We start from the raw sequence: 17,400 nt of genomic DNA on the forward strand, positions 1-17,400 counted from the left end.
TGGGGGCAGAAACACTTGAGCCGAGAACCGCGCCGGAGCGGGCTCGCATACGGCCGAATCCAGTTCCAGCAAAACGACAGGTATGGCCGCTAACTAAAGACAGAAGCGGCGTTTTTGCCTCTCTTCACCATGGGCTATCTACTGCCGTCGTAACGCGGCGGCTATTTGTACTGCTGCCCTTCGCCATGGTTTTCGGACTAGCGGCTTATGCGCAACTGCCGTTTGAACCGCTGCCGCAGGCTCTGATTGGCGTCGCTTTGGTTCTTGTCGCCGCACTGGCCATGGCCTGGCGGTTCCGGGCCTTGCCCGTGGTCGCATTGCTCGGCGCGTTCTGGGCCGGGCTCTGCCTGCTGCCGATTCACAGCGCATTGTTCGGCACCCAGATGCTGGCATTTCCGGCCTATGGTGAGTTTGAGGCGCGGGTCGATGAGATCATCTCGGCCAATGCGGAGGAGCGCCGGATTGTCGTGTCCGGGCTGGTGCCGATGGGGACGACGCAGCCGGTGGCAATCGCCAAAGCGCGGTTGCTTGTGCCCGCCGCGCCTGCACTGGAACTCGGCGACATCATATCGGGCCGGTTCCGGCTAGCGCCCGTGCCGGGGCCGGTTTTGCCGGGCGGCTATGATGGGCAGTTCCACTCGTATTTTTCCGGCATCGGCGCCTATGGCTCAGTAATCGGTGATTTTGCGCTGGTAACGCGGGCCAGCGGGTTTGATGTGAACCGGATGATCGAGAGCCTGCGCTTCAGCATCGGGGGGCGGATCGATGCGGTACTCGACGGCGACACCGCAGCGATAGGCCGGGCCATGGTGATGGGCGATCAGAGTGCGCTGAGCGACCAAACCCGGGATATCCTGGCTGAGTCGGGGCTGGCGCATATCTATTCGATTTCGGGGCTGCATCTGTCGATCGTGGCGGGCGGGGTGTTCTGGCTGTTGCGGTTGGGGCTAGCCTCGGTGCCGGCTTTAGGCACGCGGCTGCCGGTCAAGAAACTGGCTGCCATTGGCGGCTTGGTGGCGGCGGCGGGTTATCTGATGCTGGCGGGCGGACCGGCCAATGTGCCGGCTCTGCGCTCGACCATCATGCTGGCGCTGATCTTTGGCGCGGTGCTGGCCGGGCGGCGGGCGCTGACCATGCGCAATGTGGCGTTTGCGGCGCTGGCGATCATCCTGATCGATCCGGCCAGCGTGTTCCGGCCCAGTTTTCAGCTGTCTTTCGCCGCCGTGGTCGGACTGATCGGATATTTCGAGCTACCCCGCCGGCCGGTAAAGGGGCAGAGCGGCTGGCTGCTGCGCATGGGCAGCACGGTCTGGGTGACGGCGATGACCAGCTTCATTGCCGGCCTGGCGACGCTGCTATTCTCGGCCTACCACTTCCAGCAGACGGCGCCGCTGGGGGTGGTCGGCAATGTGCTGGTGCTGCCGGTGGTGAGCCTTGTCATCATGCCATTTGCCGTGATCTCGGTCTTGCTGATGCCCTTCGGCATCGAGGGCGCGGCGGTATCCGTCATGGGGTGGGGAATTGACCGCATGGTCGATGGGGGCGTGCTGGTAGCCGGATGGAGCGAGGGGCTGACCGGTAACCCCCTGCTTACGCCTGTCGCCCTCCTGATTGGAATTGCCGCGCTGGCCTGGTTTGCCTTTGTCGGCAATTGGTGGCGGATGCTGGGGCCGGTGGTCGCGCTGCCGCTGATCTTGCTGCTGGGCCTCGATCAGCGTCCCGATATTCTGGTGGCAGACACGACGCAGGCCATTGCGTTACGCGGTGCGGAGGGCGTGGGACTGGTGACCGGCCGCGCAGGCAGCTTTGCCGTGGACGTCTGGAGCCAGCACTATCGGGAAGAGATCGCGCAGGAACTGCCGGAAGCACGGTGCGACAGCATTGCTTGCGTGGCGACAATGCCGGAATTCTCAATCGCCGTGATCAAGAGTGCTGCAGCTTTTGCCGAGGATTGCTCGCTGCATGATCTGGTGATCAGCCGCATCAGGGTGCCGGCGACCTGTACCGCGGCGCAATATATCGATGCGGCGTCGCTGCGGACGGGCGGAGTGCATTGGCTGCGCTGGGATGAAACGGCGGGGCGGTTCGATATCCGCACCGCCGTTCCCAATATCACGAGACCTTGGCGAGTCGCGCCACGGTGACACCTGCGGCCGGCATTTCAGCAACGCCAAGCACGTAGCCGGATTCGTCAGCAGCTGGATTTAGGGTAGCGGCGCCGGAGCCGTAGTTCACATAGATGCGGAAGCCGTCGCGGACGCGGGAGCGAACGCCGGCAGGCAGCAGCAGCGTGGGCAGATCGGCTTCGTCAATCAGATAGTCGATGATGCGTTGGGTAAGCGCCTTGGTACCGCTGGCCGCCAGATAATGCAGCTTGCCCTGGGCGATCAGTACCGGCCAGCCATCGGCATCCTCGATTTCCACTTCCGCGCGCGTCTCGATGCGTTCGCGCCAATGTCGCACAGCACCGCCGCCGCCGCGCACTTCCACATCAAGGGTCGGATCGAGGCTGTCGATGCGCAGCACCTTGGCGTCGAGCAGATTGCTCGGCAGGTCGGGCGCCAGAGCGGGTGGGATGGCGAAGTTCTGTGTCTTGGAGCCGGAGCGCGGTCCAAGCAGCAGGTGACCGTCGAAGTCGGCAATGGCTTCGCGCAGGGCGTCATTCCAGGCAAAGAGCGCGGGAATGGCGACGATGTCATAGCCGGCAAAGCTCTTGGTGCTGGGCGGCAGGATATCGATATCGACGCCATGCTTGCGGAAGGCGGCATAAACGGCGCGGACATGGGCGCCGTGGGAAAAGCCCTTGGCCTGGGGCTGGATCTGCCAGGCCCATTCGCTCTGATAGTCGAAAACGATGGCGACGCGGCCTTTGGCGGCCGTTCCGGCAATGCCGGTCTGGCGTAGTTCCTGGGCGACCTGGCTGGCTTCATGATAGGCGGGCGCCGGTTCGCTATCGGGCCGCAACAGGCCGGCATGCATCTGCTCCTGCGCAAACGGGGCCTGCCTCCAGCGGAAATAGGAGACAACTTCAGCGCCATGTGCAAAGGCTTCCCAGGCCCAGAGGCGGGCCATGCCGGGGAGCGGATCGGGATTGAAATTGGCCCAGTTCACCGGACCGGGCTGCTGTTCCATGATCCACATGCGGCCATGGCCGACGGCACGATAGAGATCGTGGTGGAAAGCCTGATAATCGGGTTCGCCCTGGCGCATGTAATGGCGCTTGACGTCCTCCGGCTCGTCGCTCTGGGCAAGGTGGCCGAGCGGATAGGCATCCCAGCTGGCGACGTCGAGCGTTTCGGCCACGTCGTAATGGTCGAATTCGGTGTAGCGGCCCATGAAATTGTGGATGACCGGCAAGTCGGGGCGCTTGGCCTTGAGGATATCGTACTGCACCTTGTTGAAGGCAGCGACCTGGTCAGAGGCGTAGCGGCGGAAATCGAGATCGTGGGCGGGCGCGGCTTCGGCGACCAACAGGTTGGGGAGTTCGATCTGGTCGAAGCGATTATATTCCATGGACCAGAAGACATTGCCCCAGGCTTCGTTCAACGCCTCGATCGCGCCGTAGCGGGCCTCGAGCCAGATGCGGAAACCGGCGAGGGCGGCGGGCGAATAGGAATAGGTCGTGCCATGGCAGCCATATTCGTTGTCGGTCTGCCAGCCGCCAAGCGCCGGGTGATTGCCGACGGCATCGGCGAGAAGCTGGGTGATGCGGGCGGCTTCCTCGCGGTAGCCGAGATGCGAGAAATCGTAATGGCGGCGTGAGCCGAAACCCTTTTTGCGGCCATTGGCATCGACGGCGAGCATGTCGGGATGCTTATCGACCATCCAGCGCGGGGGCGTGGCGGTGGGCGTGCCGAAGACAACCTTGAGGCCGTGGCGTCCGAGCACGTCCATGGCCCGGATGATCCAATCAAAGCGCAGATCGCCCGAGGCCGGCTCGAGCCTCGACCAGGCGAATTCGCCGATGCGGACGAATTTGATGCCGACCTCGGCCATGCGGGCGGCGTCGCGGTCCCACCAGTCTTCGGGCCAGTGTTCAGGGTAATAGCAAACGCCTAGGGCAGGGGTCATTTTCTGGCTCTAAAGGGCAATTGGAGTTTCAGGAAGGCCGGCGACATCGACGGCAATGGCAAACAGGCCGCCGGCAACTTTCTCGGCGGCAAGCTGTTCGGCGCTGAGATTCTTGTTGGCCGTGGTGATGAACAGCGTTTTCAGATCGGGGCCGCCGAAAGCAGGGCAGGTGACCTGGCTGACGGGGACCTCGATGACCCGGTCCACCGAGCCGTCGGGCGCGTGGCGGACGACGCAGGAGCCACCCCAGCGGGCGTTCCACAGATAGCCCTCGCTATCGACCACCGCACCATCAGGATAGCCGCGATGATCCGAGACGTCGGCAAACAGGGTCCATTCGCCAGTCGGCAAGCCGGTCGCCGGATCGGTGGGGCATTGCATGATCTTTTTGGTCGGCGTGTCGGACCAATAGGCGATACTGCCGTCAGGTGAAAAGCAGGTGGCATTGGGAATCTTGATCCCGGATTTGAGCGTTGTCAGGGCGCCATTGCGATAGTGATAGACCGCGCCGATCGGGGATTCCGCTTCGCCCTTGGCCATCGTACCGATCCAGAACGCTCCGGAGGGATGTACGCGGCTGTCATTGGTGCGGGTCAGCGCGTTATCGGCCTCGATCTCGTTGATGCGGTTCATGCCGCCGGTGGCCAGATCGAACTGTTTGAGGCCGGTTTCGGTGGCCAGCACCAGCGTGTGGTCATCGACAATGGCCGCGGCAGCCACGATCTCGTTGAACAGCCAACTGTCGGCGATTTCACCTGCGGAGGTAACGGCAAACAATGTCTGCTCGTTGATGTCGAAGAAGAAGAGCTGTTGGCGACCGGGATGCCAGATGGGGCCTTCGCCCAGAGCGCATTGGCTGTCGAGCAGGAGTTTAGCCGTCTGCGTCATTGGGCCAGGCCCTTGTCATAGGCGGCGACGGCGATGGCGGCGCGTTCGGCGACCTGCGCCACGTCCATGCCGGGCTTGTAGATATAGGTGCCCAGGCCAAAGCCGGTGCAGCCGGCAGCGAAGAACTCGCTGAAATTGTCGGGATTGGCTCCACCAACCGCATAGACCGGCATTTCCGGCGGCAGTACAGCCTTGATCGCCTTGATGCCCTTGGCGCCCAGCACTTCGGCAGGAAAGAATTTGAGCCCGGTGGCGCCCGCCTTGATGGCGCGGAAGGCTTCGGTGGGGGTGAACACGCCGGGATAGGAGAGCATCTGGATGCGGACCGTCTCTTCGATCACAGCCTTATTGGTGTTGGGCGAAACGATGAACGTGCCTCCCGCATCGGCCACGGCCCAGACCTGCTTCTTGGTGAGCACGGTGCCCGCGCCAATGGCCGCCTTGTCGCCCAGGGCGTTGGAGGCCAGCGCAATGCTGGTCAGCGCATCGGGGGAATTGAGCGGCACCTCGATCATGGTGATCCCGGCGGCGACCAGCGCCTCGCAGACGGCAACGGTTTCGGGCGGTGTGATGCCGCGCAGGATGGCGATGATGTGACGGTGATTCATGGGATAACTCCGGTCAGGCGATGGTACTGCGGGCCGCCTTGAGGCCTGCCAGTACCACATCTGTAGCGTCGATTGGGATGCCGGTGGCGCCGGTTTTGGCCAGCACATCGGCATAAAGCGCGCAAAGTGCGGCCGAGCCGATCAATGGCACAGGTTCGGCACCGATCAGATGACGATTGCTGCCGACCTCTGTGCCGATCAATAGGCCGGACAGGAAGCCGGCACACCAATCGGGCGCGCGACCGGAGAGAAGCGAGCCGGCGCGCACCTGAAACAATTGGCCGAGCAATTCCTGCGGGCGCTCAAGGCCTGCCTCCGCGCCCGCGGCAAAGCCTGCAGCGCGGCCGGGGCCATCGAGACTGCCATTGAGGGAATGGCGCAGCACCGAATGGGTACTGAGGATTTCGAACAATTCGCCGGTCATGGCGGTGGCGAAACGATCAATGCGAGTGCCGTTGAGCTGGGCCCATTTGGAATGCGTGCCGGGCATGCAGACAACGCCGGTATAGCCGGGCCGCAACGAGGCCAGGCCCAGCAACTGGGTTTCTTCACCCCGCATCACATTGTCGGCGCCGTTCTTCTGGCAGACGCCGGGCAGAATCGAGACCGCGAAGCGGCCATTGGGCATGGCGGGCTGCACGGCGCCGGCCAGCAAATGGCGCAGATCGGTGGGGGCCTCGAGATAGGGCGCTTCGAGCCATCCCTGGCGAGCGCCAGCCATGCCGCAGACCAGCACATCAATAGCGCCGCCGCGTGTGCTGGCGACCCCATCAAGCAACTCGCTCAGCGCGGCGGGGTAGTCCTCGCGCGTCAGCTTGCCCATGCCCTTGGGGGAATTACGCGAAAATGTCACCGCGCCATCGGTGGCAATGCCCCAGGCGCGCAAGTTCGAGGTGCCCCAATCGACGGCGACCCAATCCACGATGTCAGTCAAAGTCACTCCCCCTGGGCCGCTTGCCTTATCCCGGCGGGGCGACCCTAATCGTAGAGCGCCGGTGGAGCCAGCAAGAATCTGCGGCTTCTGGCGCGACAGAACAAGGGCCCAAGTCCCATGTCTTCGTCTCCTCATTTGGTAAGCGAGCAGACGCGTTTTGGAACATTGCACAGCGCTTTTTTGCGCGCCTCTAAAAAGTATGATTTTTTGGCAGAATTCCATTCACTCTCGGCACGGGCATGCTAGAAAGCTGCAATCGTTGAGGCACGATCCGCCAGCGCGGACAGTGAGGTATGAGGAAATGACTGCCAGCAAGCCCCAGAAGCTGCGTTCGCGCGCTTGGTTCGATAATCCCGACAATCCAGACATGACCGCGCTTTATCTCGAGCGTTACATGAACTTTGGCGTGTCGCGCGAAGAGCTGCAATCGGACAAGCCGATCATCGGTATCGCGCAGACGGGTTCCGATCTTTCGCCGTGCAACCGCCACCACATCGTGCTGGCCGAGCGCGTACGCGAAGGCATCCGCGAAGCGGGCGGCATTGCCATCGAATTCCCCGTGCATCCGATCCAGGAAACCGGCAAGCGCCCCACCGCCGGGCTCGACCGGAATCTCGCCTATCTGGGCCTGGTCGAAGTGCTTTACGGCTATCCGCTGGACGGCGTGGTGCTGACCATTGGGTGCGACAAGACCACCCCGGCCATGCTGATGGGCGCCGCCACGGTCAATATTCCGGCGATTGCGCTGTCGGTCGGGCCGATGCTCAATGGCTGGCACAAGGGCGAGCGCACCGGCTCGGGCACCATTGTGTGGAAGGCGCGCCAGATGATGGCGGCCGGCGAGATCGACTATGCCCAGTTCATCGAGCTGGTGGCGTCTTCGGCGCCCTCGACCGGCTTCTGCAACACCATGGGCACCGCGAGCACGATGAACTCGCTGGCGGAATCGCTGGGCATGCAACTGCCCGGTTCGGCGGCCATTCCTGCGCCGTATCGCGATCGCCAGGAAATGGCTTACCGCACCGGCAAGCGCATCGTGGACATGGTGCACGAGGATCTCAAACCCTCTGATATCCTGACCAAGGATAACTTCATCAATACCATCGTGGTCAATTCGGCCATCGGCGGTTCGACCAATGCCCCGATCCATATCCAGGCCATCGCCAAACATATCGGCGTCGAGCTGGAACTGCAGGATTTCCAGACCTATGGCCACAAGGTGCCGCTGCTGGTCAACATGCAGCCGGCCGGCGAATATCTGGGCGAGGACTTCTACCATGCCGGCGGCGTGCCGGCAGTGGTCCACGAGCTGATGGGCCAGGGCCTGATCCGCGAGAATGCCCCGACCGTCAATGGCAAGACCATCGGCGAGAACTGCCGCAACAGCACGATCCAGGACGACAAGGTTATCCGGCCCTTCGACAATCCGCTCAAGGCCGAAGCCGGGTTCCTGGTGCTGCGTGGCAATCTGTTCGACAATGCCATCATGAAGACCAGCGTGATTTCTTCCGAATTCCGCGATCGTTATCTCAACAATCCCGCCAGTCCCGGTGCGTTCGAGGGCAAGGCTGTGGTGTTCGATGGGCCGGAGGATTACCACCACCGGATCGACGATCCATCGCTTGAGATTGACGAAAACACTCTGCTGTTCATGCGTGGCGCGGGCCCGATCGGCTATCCGGGCGCGGCGGAAGTCGTCAACATGCGGCCGCCGGATTACCTGATCAAGAAGGGCATTCACGCGCTGGCCTGTATCGGCGATGGCCGCCAGTCGGGCACCTCGGGTTCGCCCTCGATCCTCAATGCCTCGCCCGAAGCGGCTGCTGGTGGCAATCTTGCCATCCTGCGCACCGGCGACCGGGTGCGTATCGACCTCAATACGGGCACAGCCAATATCCTGATTTCCGACGAGGAAATCGCGACGCGCCGCGCGGATCTGGAATCGATGGGTGGGTACAAATATCCCAAGCATCAGACGCCTTGGCAGGAAATCCAGCGCGGCATCGTCGGCCAGCTCGGCGATGGCGCTATCCTGAAGCCTGCCGAGAAGTACCAGCGCATCGCCCAGACCAATGGGGTTCCGCGGGATAACCACTAGAAGGCTGGGGCGCAGGCCCTTCATCCGCCCTTCGGGCACTCAGCCATTCGAGCATAGCTCTCATGGCCTTCTCTCCTAAAATCGCTCCACCGGAGCGATTTTGCCTTCGGCCGGCTCGAAGTCCCACGAGGGGAGAAGGGAGGCTCGGTGGACCGCGACAAATCAAAAGGGCCGCTCAATAGAGCGGCCCTTTTTTCGTTCAGTACTTCCGCAACAGGCCGACAAGGCGCCCCTGAACCTTGACGCGGTCAGGTGGAAAAATCCGGGTTTCGTAGGCTGGATTTGCGGCTTCGAGGGCGACGGTGTTGCCCTTGCGGCGCAGGCGCTTGAGGGTGGCTTCCTCGTCATCGACAAGGGCGACGATAATTTCGCCCGTGCTGGCCGATTCCTGTTTCTTGATCAGGACCGTGTCGCCATCGAAAATGCCGGCCTCGATCATCGAATCGCCGCGCACTTCAAGCGCGTAATGCTCGCCGGCACCCAGCATTTCTGGGGGCACCATGATGGTATGGGAGTGGGTCTGGATCGCTTCGATCGGCGTACCGGCCGCGATACGGCCCATGACGGGAATCGAAATCGGGCGGGCGTAATCCTCACCAACCGACTTGCGGGCCGGCGGATTGGACACCTTGCCCAGCGTGCCCTCGATGACGGAAGGCTCGAAACGCGCCTTGCGGCCGCCAAGCGAGGGGTTCATCGAATCGGGGAGCTTGACCACTTCGAGCGCCCGGGCCCGATTGGGCAGGCGGCGGATAAAGCCGCGCTCTTCCAGCGCGGTAATCAGGCGGTGAATGCCGGATTTGGACGCCAGGTCGAGAGCGTCCTTCATTTCATCGAATGATGGGGGAATGCCGCTTTCCTTCATCCGTTCGTGGATGAACATCAGCAGCTCGTGTTGTTTGCGCGTCAGCATTAACGGCCCTCCACAGGGATTCGGAACATAGGCAGAACGACTATACGTGTTCCAGTTATGTTCCGCAATATCTCTAGCGCGCCCATCGCGATTTTCTTGGCTCGACAGTCAAAAACCGTCGATCTGGATGGATTCGACAATCGAGCCGGCTTGGGCGCCGGGGTCGAATTCTGGCTGGATGATCAGCATATCAGCGTTTGACAGGGACGAGGTATGGCCGCTGTCGGTCTGGGAGATCGGCATCAACTCGGGCCCCGTAGGCGTGTGTACCAGCTGAGCACGCATGAAATGCCGGCGGGCGGAGTTGGGCGGCGTGGGGCCGGCCAAAGGCAGGCGCCAGCTGGGCTGTTCGGCATAGCCGAGCCATTGGCGCAAAGCCGGCTTGATGAAGACCGTGGCGGTGACCATCGCCGAAACTGGATTGCCGGGCAGTCCGAAAATCAGCGTCTTGCCATGGGTGCCGAACATCAGCGGTTTGCCGGGGCGCATGTTGATGCGCCAGAAATCGAGCGTCACGCCGAGTTCGAGCAGGATTTCCTGAACGATGTCGTGATCGCCCACGCTGGCGCCACCGGTAGTGATCAGGACATCGGGTTGGGCGGCGAAGATTGATTCTAGCCTGGTGCGCAGGGCGGCGCGGTCGTCGCGGGCAATGCCGTGGTCGGTCACCTCAGCGGCATAAGGCGCAAGCATGGGTGCCAGGCCGAAACTGTTGGAGGCGACGATCTGGTCGGGCGCGAGGGGCGAGCCGGGGAGTACCAGTTCATCGCCGGTGGAAAGGAGGGCGATGCGGGGGCGCGCGGCGACATGGAGCGTGGGGGCATTGGCTGCAGCGGCCACGGCGAGCTGCATTGGGCCCATACGGGCGCCGGCCTCGATCAGGGCTCCGCCGGTGGCAAAGTCGTTGCCAATGGCGCGGATGCTCCGGCCGGGTTTGGGCTGTTCGGTAAAGCTCACCAGATTGCCGTTTACCGTGGCCTCTTCCTGCATGATGACGGCGTCGGCGCCGGGCGGAACCGGAGCGCCGGTGAAGATGCGGACGCATTGGCCTGCAGCCACGGCGCCTTGGAATCCGGAACCGGCTTGCGACATACCAATCAATGTCAGGCGATGGCCCGGAACGATATCGGCGGCGCGGACGGCGTAGCCATCCATGGCGCTGGCGTTAAAGGGCGGCTGGTCATGGGTGGCAAAGAGCGTTTGCGCCAGCACGCGGCCATTCGCATCGGCCAGGGCGACGCTTTCGGGGCGGACGGCAGGTACGCGCGCGAGGATGGCGGCGATGGCGTCTTCGACGGGGAGGAGGCTCATGGTGTGCGCGTAAAATCGCCGGATTTGCCGCCGGACTTTTCGAGGACACAAATGTCGGTCACCACAATGGCGCGGTCGATTGCCTTGGCCATATCATAGAGCGTCAGCGCAGCGGTGGAGGCGGCGACGAGGGCTTCCATTTCGACGCCAGTCTGACCGGTGGTTTCGGCGGTGGCTTCGATCCGGATCGTGGTGTCACTCTCAGCTGAGATCTCGACACTGACCTTGGTGAGCGGGATCGGGTGACAGAGCGGGATCAATTCGGAGGTCTTTTTGGCAGCCATGATGCCGGCAATGCGGGCGACGGCGAGGGCGTCGCCTTTTTTGAGGCTCCCGCCCAGAATCGCGGTGACGGTGGCCGGTTGGGCAATCACACGCGCCTGTGCAACGGCGCGACGTTTGGTGGAGGCCTTGTCGCCGATATCGACGATATGGGCTTCGCCGCGTTCGTTGAGATGGGTGAGGCCGGCCTCAGCCATTAGCGGACAGCCTCGGGCGCGCCCATCAGCAGGGTGCGCGTGGCCGCGGCCACATCGTCCTGGCGCATCAGGCTTTCGCCGACGAGGAAGGTGCCGATGCCGGCTTCTTGTTCGAGCTTAACCACATGGTCGTGGCTCATAATGCCGCTTTCGCTGACCAGGAGAACGTTTTTTGGCACGCCGATTGCAAGATTGATCGAAGTATCGAGCGTCGTTTCAAAAGTGCGCAGATTGCGGTTGTTGATGCCGATGAATTCGGCGCCCAAAGCTAGAGCGCGGTCGAGCTCGAGCTGGTCGTGGACTTCCACCAATGCATCCATGCCCCATTCGGCGGCGGCGTCGAGCAGGTAGCGGGCCACGTCGTCGCCAATGGCGGCGAGGATGACGAGGATGCAATCGGCGCCCCAGGCCCGGGCTTCGGCGACTTGGTAGGTCTCGAACAGGAAATCCTTGCGCAGCACTGGCAGGCGGGTGGCGGCGCGAGCCTCGATCAGATAGCTGGGCGAGCCTTGGAAGGAGGGGCGGTCGGTGAGTACGGAGAGGCAGGCGGCGCCTGCGCTTTCATAGGCACGGGCGATTTCGGCGGGGTTGAAATCGGGGCGGATCAGGCCCTTGGAGGGGCTGGCCTTCTTCACCTCGGCAATCAGGGCATATTGGCCCTGGCTGCGCTTGGTTTTGATGGCGCTGATGAAGCCGCGGGGCGCGGGCTGGTCATGGGCTTGCGCCACGACTTCGGCCCAGGGGCGCATGGCTTTGGCCGCGGCGATTTCTTCGCGCTTATAGGCTTCGATCTGCTGGAGAATGTCGCTCATTGGTCTCGTCCGTTCGATACCGCCACGAGGCGGGCGAGGGTTTGCTTGGCTTTGCCTGAATCGATGGCGTCGCGCGCGAGGGCGATGCCGGTGTCTATCGTATCGACCCGGTCCGCTATCAGGAGCGCCGCTGCACTATTGAGCAGGACAATATCACGGTAGGCGCCCGCGGCGCCATCGAGTAAGGCAGTCATAGCGCGCGCATTGTCAGCCGGATCGCCGCCGCGCAGGTCGTCGAGCGTGGCGCGCGGAAGGCCATATTGCTCCGGCGTGATCTCGAATGTGGTGAGGCTCCCGCCTTCGATCTGGGCAACATGCGTCGGGCCGGTCGTGGTGATTTCGTCCAGGCCATCGCTGCCATGCACGACCCAGGCCTTGATGGCGCGGTTGGCAAGAAGTGCGGCCGCGACGGGCTCCACCCATTGCTCGTCATAGACCCCCAGCAGGTAGCGCCGCACCCCAGCCGGGTTCGATTGGGGACCCAGCAGGTTGAACAGCGTACGCGTGCCGATCTCGGTGCGCGAGGGACCGACATGCTTCATCGCCGGATGGTGCATCGGCGCGAACATGAAGCCGATGCCGGCCTTGTCGATCGCGGTGCCGATTTCAGCCGGGCTGAGGTCGAGCTTGACGCCGAGCGCTTCCAGCACCTGCGATGCGCCGGATTTGGACGATAACGCGCGGTTGCCATGCTTGGCCACTGGAACGCCCGATGCGGCCACAACGATGGCACTGGCCGTAGAAATATTGAGCGTGCCGGCGCCGTCGCCGCCGGTGCCAACGATGTCGATGGCGTGTTCGGGCGCGGAGACCGGGACCATCTGCTCGCGCAGAATCGAGACCGCTGCAGCGATCTCGACCACGGTTTCTCCCTTGACGCGCATGCCCATCAGGAAGGCGCCGATCTGGCTGGCTGTGGCTTCGCCGGCCATGACGATACGCATGACGCCGCGCATCTCCTCGCCGGTCAGGTCGCGCCGATCAGCAATCTTGGCGAGGGCCTGCTTGATATTCATCATGCAGCCCTCTGGCCGTTGAAATCGCGGGCGATGTTGAGGAAATTCTGCAGCAAAGCGTGTCCGTTCTCCGAGGCGATGCTTTCGGGGTGGAATTGCACACCATGGACCGGGAGAGTCTTGTGCTGCATGCCCATGATCAGCCCGTCATCGGTGGTGGCGGTGATTTGCAGGGTTTGCGGCAGGGTTTCGGGCTTGACGGTTAGCGAGTGATAACGCGTGGCCTCGAAGTCGTTATTCAGACCCCGAAACAGCCCCTTGCCGGCGTGGTGAATCTTGCTGGTCTTGCCGTGCACCAGATGCGGCGCGCGGATCACGTCGCCGCCCATGGCCTGGCCGATGGCCTGATGCCCCAGACACACGCCCAGGATCGGGATCTGGCTTTTGAAGCGGTCGATTACGGCCAGGCAAATGCCGGCTTCGTTGGGTGTGCAGGGTCCGGGGGACAGCACGATCGCCTCGGGCGCCATGGCAGCGATCTCGTCGAGCGTGATCTTGTTGTTGCGGTAGACGGTGACGTCGGCACCCAACTCGCCCAGGAAGTGGACGAGATTGTAGGTGAAGCTGTCGTAGTTATCGATGACGAGAGTGCGGGTCATTTCGCTTGGTCCTGTGTGGGTTTGTTTCCATCACCGGGTCATTCCCGCGAAAGCGGGAACCCCTGTTTCAGAACCAGACCCGCCATCGCAAAACGGAGATCCTCGCCTTCGCGGGGATGACACCGTGGGTGTACAAGTATGTAGTTAGACCCGTCATTGCCCGATCCTCGCCTCGCCGGCATAGCGTAACGCTTCCTCGGCGGCGCTGAAAAGGGCGCGGGCCTTGTTTTCGCATTCGAGCTGTTCGAGTTCGGGCTTGCTGTCGGCCACGATGCCGGCGCCGGCCTGGGCATAGAGCTTGCCATCCTTGACGATGGCGGTGCGGAGTACGATGCAGGTATCCATGGTGCCATCGGCGCTGAAATAGCCGACGCAACCGCCATAGATGCCGCGGCGGGACTTTTCCAGCTCGTCGATGATTTCCATGGCGCGCACTTTGGGAGCGCCCGAGACGGTGCCGGCCGGGAAACCGGCCGAGAGGGCATCGACGAAATCGTATTTGGGATCGAGCACGCCAACCACGTTGGAAACGATGTGCATGACGTGGGAATAGAATTCGAGGAAGAACTTGTCGGTGACCTTGACGGTGCCGATCTTGGCGACACGGCCCACATCATTACGGCCCAGGTCGAGCAGCATCAGATGCTCGGCCAGCTCTTTCGGGTCGGCAAGCAGTTCCGCTGCCAGTTCCTGATCGCGCGTCGGGGTGGCGCCGCGCTTGCGGGTACCTGCAATGGGGCGGATGGTGACCTCGCCATCCTGCACGCGCACCAGCACTTCCGGGCTCGAACCGGCAATGGCAAAGCCGCCGAAATCGAGGAAATACATATAGGGGCTGGGATTGGTGCGGCGCAGCGCGCGGTAGAGCGCGGTAGCGGGCAGGGTGAATTCGGCCTCGAAACGCTGGCTCAGCACGACCTGGAAGATATCGCCGGCTGTGATGTAGTCCTTGGCCTTGGCCACCATCGCGAAATACTCTTCGCGGCTGGTATTACTGGTGACGGCAATGCTCTCGAGGTCGGGCAGGGCGGCTGTGGTGGGCAAAGCGCGACCCAGGCGGGCAATGGCCTCTTCGATGCGCGCCTCGGCTGCCTCATGAGCCTGGCGGGCCGTGACACCATCCCGCACGAAGATCGGGGCAGTCAAGTAAAGCTCGTCCTTGAGCGTATCGAAGATGGCCAACAGCGAGGGGCGCATCAAGGTCGCTTCGGGAAGTTCCAGATGGTCCGGATTGCTGTTGGGGAGCACCTCCATGTAGCGGACCATCTCATAGCCCAAAAAGCCATAGATGCCGGCCGATTGCGGGGGCAGGCCGGCGGGAACATCGATCTTGCTGTCGGCTACCAGGGTACGCAGCGCATCGAGCGGCGCTTCGCTCAGCGGCTCGTAATGGTCCGGATCGAGCTGGGCCATACGATTGATGGAGGCCTGGCCGTTCTCGACCTTGAGAATGACATCCGGCAGCAGGCCGATAATGGAATAGCGGCCGCGAATGGCCCCGTCCTGCACTGATTCGAACAGGAAAGTGTTGGTGCGGTCCTGCGCCAGCTTGAGATAGGTGCCGATCGGCGTTTCGAGGTCGGCCACGATGCGACGCCAGACGATCTGCGATTTCCCGGCTTCGTATTGCTCGGCAAAGCGCTGGTAGGAATCGTCGCCCATCGTCAGGTGTTCCAGTTGGGTTGGGCCGGCGCTATTGCGCGCCGGTGAGGAGAGAAAGCGATTGCTGCAGGGCCTGCTCATTGATGCGCAGGCCGGCTTCGTCGCGCACCGCGGTTACGAAATCGCCATAGATGCCGATCCGCACTTCGTTTTCGAGGCTCGCATTGGCCTGTTCGGCCAGGCCGCCTTCGGCCGGCGTCACAGCGGTGACCTGGAACACGATATGCTCACCGCTATTGCTGACTGCAGCACCATGGTGGGTCTCGCCGCCTGCAAAGGCGGCCGAGGCAACGGTCTGGTCGATCGTCTGGTCTTCTGAACCGAAGCGGGTAAACTGGGTACTCAGTTGCGGGAATACCCCAAGTGAAGCGGCCACATCGGCAATCGCTTCGCCGGCGTCGAGGCGCTTCACGGCAGCATCCTGAGCTTCTGCAATGGCGGCATTGCTGCGCTCGGTCGTAATCGCGGCCGTTACCTGCTCGCGCACTTCGTCGAGCGTCTGGTCACGGGACGGTTCGATCTTGACCAGGTCGAACCACAGATTGGCACTCCCGGCCAGCTGAATAGCCGGAGTCAGTTTGCCTTCCTCGGCCTTGAATATCGCCTGGGCGACACGCGGACGATCGGTATCGTTGAGGTCCGGAACGACCGAAAGCTCGCCGCCCCCGGCGGTCACATCGGCCTCATAGAGGTCGAGATTGAAACGGGCGGCAATGTCGGTCAGCGGCTGGAAGGCGGCGCGCAATTCTTCGATCTGGTCGAGAACGTCGGCCACTTCATTGCGCGCTTCGCTCAGGGCCAGGTTCTGCGCAATCTGATCGCGGGCCTCGGCCAGCGTAGGCTCGCGAGCGGGCTGAATGGCCGAGACGTGGATGGCGCGTTTGCCACCAATGCCATCGATGATGGCAAACCCACCCTGCGGCAACCCAAAAGCGGCGCTGGCAAGGGCAGCGTCGGTGACGTTGGACTGGGCCAGCGTGCCCAGATCGGTCGGCGTCAGGCCGGCATCGGTCACCAAAGTCTCGAAGGGCGTTCCCGCAACCTGGCCGGCTTCGAAGGCCGTGACCTGCTCGGGATTGAGTACGACCTGCTGGATGGTGCGGGCTTCGGGCGTGTTGAGGCTGGCCTTGGTGCGCTCATATTCGGCGGCGATGGCCTCGTCGGAAATGGTCTTGGTCTTGGCCAAGCTCGCCGGCGACAGCTCGAGCATCTGCACGGTGCGGGTTTCCACGGTGCGGTATTCGGCCTGGTGCTCGGTGAGATAGGCAGCCAGCTCTTCTTCGGTCGGCGCAGCAGGGGTTTCGATATTGGTGTTGCCAATGACGAAATAGTCCATGGTGCGCTGGTCGGCAGCGTAGCGATTGACCAGATTGGAGGCCGTCGCGGAGAGTTTGGTGTCGCCGAACAGCGACAGCACCAATTGCTGGCGCTCGGCGGCCTTGGCCTGGTCGGCAAAGTACTCAGCCTCGGTCATCCCGCTCATCTGCAGCACCTGCGAGAAGGCAGCGGGATCGAATGTGCCGAGCGTACCGGCAAAAGACGGATCCTCGCGCAGCATTTCGCTGAGTTTCTGCTCGGAAACGCCGAGCCCGAAATTATTCGCCATCTGGCTGAGGGCAGCGTCCTGCGCCAGGCTCTGCAACACCATGGAGGGAATGCCCAGGCTCACCGCTTCCTGCTGCGTGGGGACAGACCCCAGCCGCTGGGCTACCTGGTTCATCTGATCCTGATAGGCACGCAGGAATTCCCGCGAGTTGATTTCCTCGTTGCCGACACGTGCTACGGTATTGGTGCCAAGGTCGGTGATGACATTGTTGATGCCGAACCCGGCAACGCCCACCAAAAGAAAAGCACCCATGACCTTACCTGGCCAGGATTTTGCAAAACCGCGCAAACTATCGAGCATGTCAGACGTTCCATAACGCGTATCTAGGCTTTACCGCAGCAGCGGGTGGGCACTAGTAATCCAATTTGACGTTCGGGGTTAGGGCAAAGCCCGCTCTGGTGCA

14 protein-coding genes are annotated in these 17,400 nt (G+C 62.7%); 2 read left to right on the plus strand and 12 right to left on the minus strand.

Annotation, left to right across the window (positions count from 1 at the left end; translation table 11 throughout):
* The first annotated feature begins 185 nt into the window (after positions 1-185).
* Positions 186-2,144 (plus strand): ComEC/Rec2 family competence protein, encoded by a 1,959-nt coding sequence (locus FF80_RS00460; protein ID WP_035096707.1) that lies wholly within the window; start codon positions 186-188, stop codon positions 2,142-2,144.
* Here the strand turns inward: FF80_RS00460 and FF80_RS00465 are convergent.
* Genes FF80_RS00465 through FF80_RS00480 form a run of 4 tightly spaced genes read right to left on the minus strand, consistent with a single transcriptional unit; the run spans position 2,113 to position 6,501 of the window.
* On the minus strand, positions 2,113-4,071 hold the full coding sequence (locus FF80_RS00465) for a beta-galactosidase (protein ID WP_035096710.1): 1,959 nt from the start codon (positions 4,069-4,071) through the stop codon (positions 2,113-2,115). The two genes, FF80_RS00460 and FF80_RS00465, sit on opposite strands and share 32 nt — an antisense overlap.
* Positions 4,072-4,080: 9 nt before the next feature.
* Positions 4,081-4,959 carry an SMP-30/gluconolactonase/LRE family protein gene (locus FF80_RS00470; RefSeq protein ID WP_035096711.1) on the minus strand — a complete coding sequence of 293 codons (879 nt, stop codon included), beginning with the start codon at positions 4,957-4,959 and terminating at the stop codon, positions 4,081-4,083.
* Entirely contained in the window at positions 4,956-5,567 is a 612-nt protein-coding gene (locus tag FF80_RS00475) for a 2-dehydro-3-deoxy-6-phosphogalactonate aldolase (protein ID WP_035096712.1), read from the minus strand. The genes FF80_RS00470 and FF80_RS00475 overlap by 4 nt, the downstream gene beginning before the upstream one ends.
* A 13-nt stretch (positions 5,568-5,580) precedes the next feature.
* The gene (locus tag FF80_RS00480; protein WP_035096715.1) at positions 5,581-6,501 is read right to left on the minus strand and encodes a 2-dehydro-3-deoxygalactonokinase; all 921 of its coding nucleotides are present in this window, start codon (positions 6,499-6,501) and stop codon (positions 5,581-5,583) included.
* 301 nt (positions 6,502-6,802) lie between these two features.
* Between FF80_RS00480 and FF80_RS00485 the strand changes: the two genes are divergently transcribed.
* Complete coding sequence (locus tag FF80_RS00485; RefSeq protein WP_035096717.1) at positions 6,803-8,599, plus strand: IlvD/Edd family dehydratase; 1,797 nt, start codon at positions 6,803-6,805, stop codon at positions 8,597-8,599.
* Positions 8,600-8,798: 199 nt separating this feature from the next.
* Here the strand turns inward: FF80_RS00485 and lexA are convergent, their stop codons facing one another.
* From lexA to FF80_RS00525, 8 genes are all read right to left on the minus strand, one after another.
* Positions 8,799-9,512: a transcriptional repressor LexA gene (lexA, locus tag FF80_RS00490; RefSeq protein WP_035096718.1), complete on the minus strand. Its 714-nt coding sequence runs from the start codon at positions 9,510-9,512 to the stop codon at positions 8,799-8,801.
* A 108-nt stretch (positions 9,513-9,620) separates the two neighbouring features.
* Positions 9,621-10,823 carry a gephyrin-like molybdotransferase Glp gene (gene glp, locus FF80_RS00495; RefSeq protein ID WP_035096719.1) on the minus strand — a complete coding sequence of 401 codons (1,203 nt, stop codon included), beginning with the start codon at positions 10,821-10,823 and terminating at the stop codon, positions 9,621-9,623.
* Positions 10,820-11,302: a cyclic pyranopterin monophosphate synthase MoaC gene (moaC, locus tag FF80_RS00500; protein ID WP_035096720.1), complete on the minus strand. Its 483-nt coding sequence runs from the start codon at positions 11,300-11,302 to the stop codon at positions 10,820-10,822. Before moaC ends, glp begins: the two co-directional genes overlap by 4 nt.
* Positions 11,302-12,114 carry an indole-3-glycerol phosphate synthase TrpC gene (gene trpC, locus FF80_RS00505; RefSeq protein ID WP_035096721.1) on the minus strand — a complete coding sequence of 271 codons (813 nt, stop codon included), beginning with the start codon at positions 12,112-12,114 and terminating at the stop codon, positions 11,302-11,304. Before trpC ends, moaC begins: the two co-directional genes overlap by 1 nt.
* Complete coding sequence (gene trpD / locus FF80_RS00510) at positions 12,111-13,133, minus strand: anthranilate phosphoribosyltransferase (protein WP_035096722.1); 1,023 nt, start codon at positions 13,131-13,133, stop codon at positions 12,111-12,113. Before trpD ends, trpC begins: the two co-directional genes overlap by 4 nt.
* Entirely contained in the window at positions 13,130-13,729 is a 600-nt protein-coding gene (locus tag FF80_RS00515; RefSeq protein ID WP_035096723.1) for an aminodeoxychorismate/anthranilate synthase component II, read from the minus strand. The genes trpD and FF80_RS00515 overlap by 4 nt, the downstream gene beginning before the upstream one ends.
* A 153-nt stretch (positions 13,730-13,882) precedes the next feature.
* The gene (gene trpE / locus FF80_RS00520) at positions 13,883-15,391 is read right to left on the minus strand and encodes an anthranilate synthase component I (RefSeq protein ID WP_035096724.1); all 1,509 of its coding nucleotides are present in this window, start codon (positions 15,389-15,391) and stop codon (positions 13,883-13,885) included.
* A gap of 31 nt (positions 15,392-15,422) precedes the next feature.
* Positions 15,423-17,297 (minus strand): peptidylprolyl isomerase, encoded by a 1,875-nt coding sequence (locus tag FF80_RS00525; RefSeq protein WP_035096725.1) that lies wholly within the window; start codon positions 17,295-17,297, stop codon positions 15,423-15,425.
* Positions 17,298-17,400 lie beyond the last annotated feature (103 nt).

It is taken from the genome of Devosia sp. LC5, from assembly GCF_000735585.1.
Classification (GTDB): Bacteria; Pseudomonadota; Alphaproteobacteria; order Rhizobiales; family Devosiaceae; genus Devosia.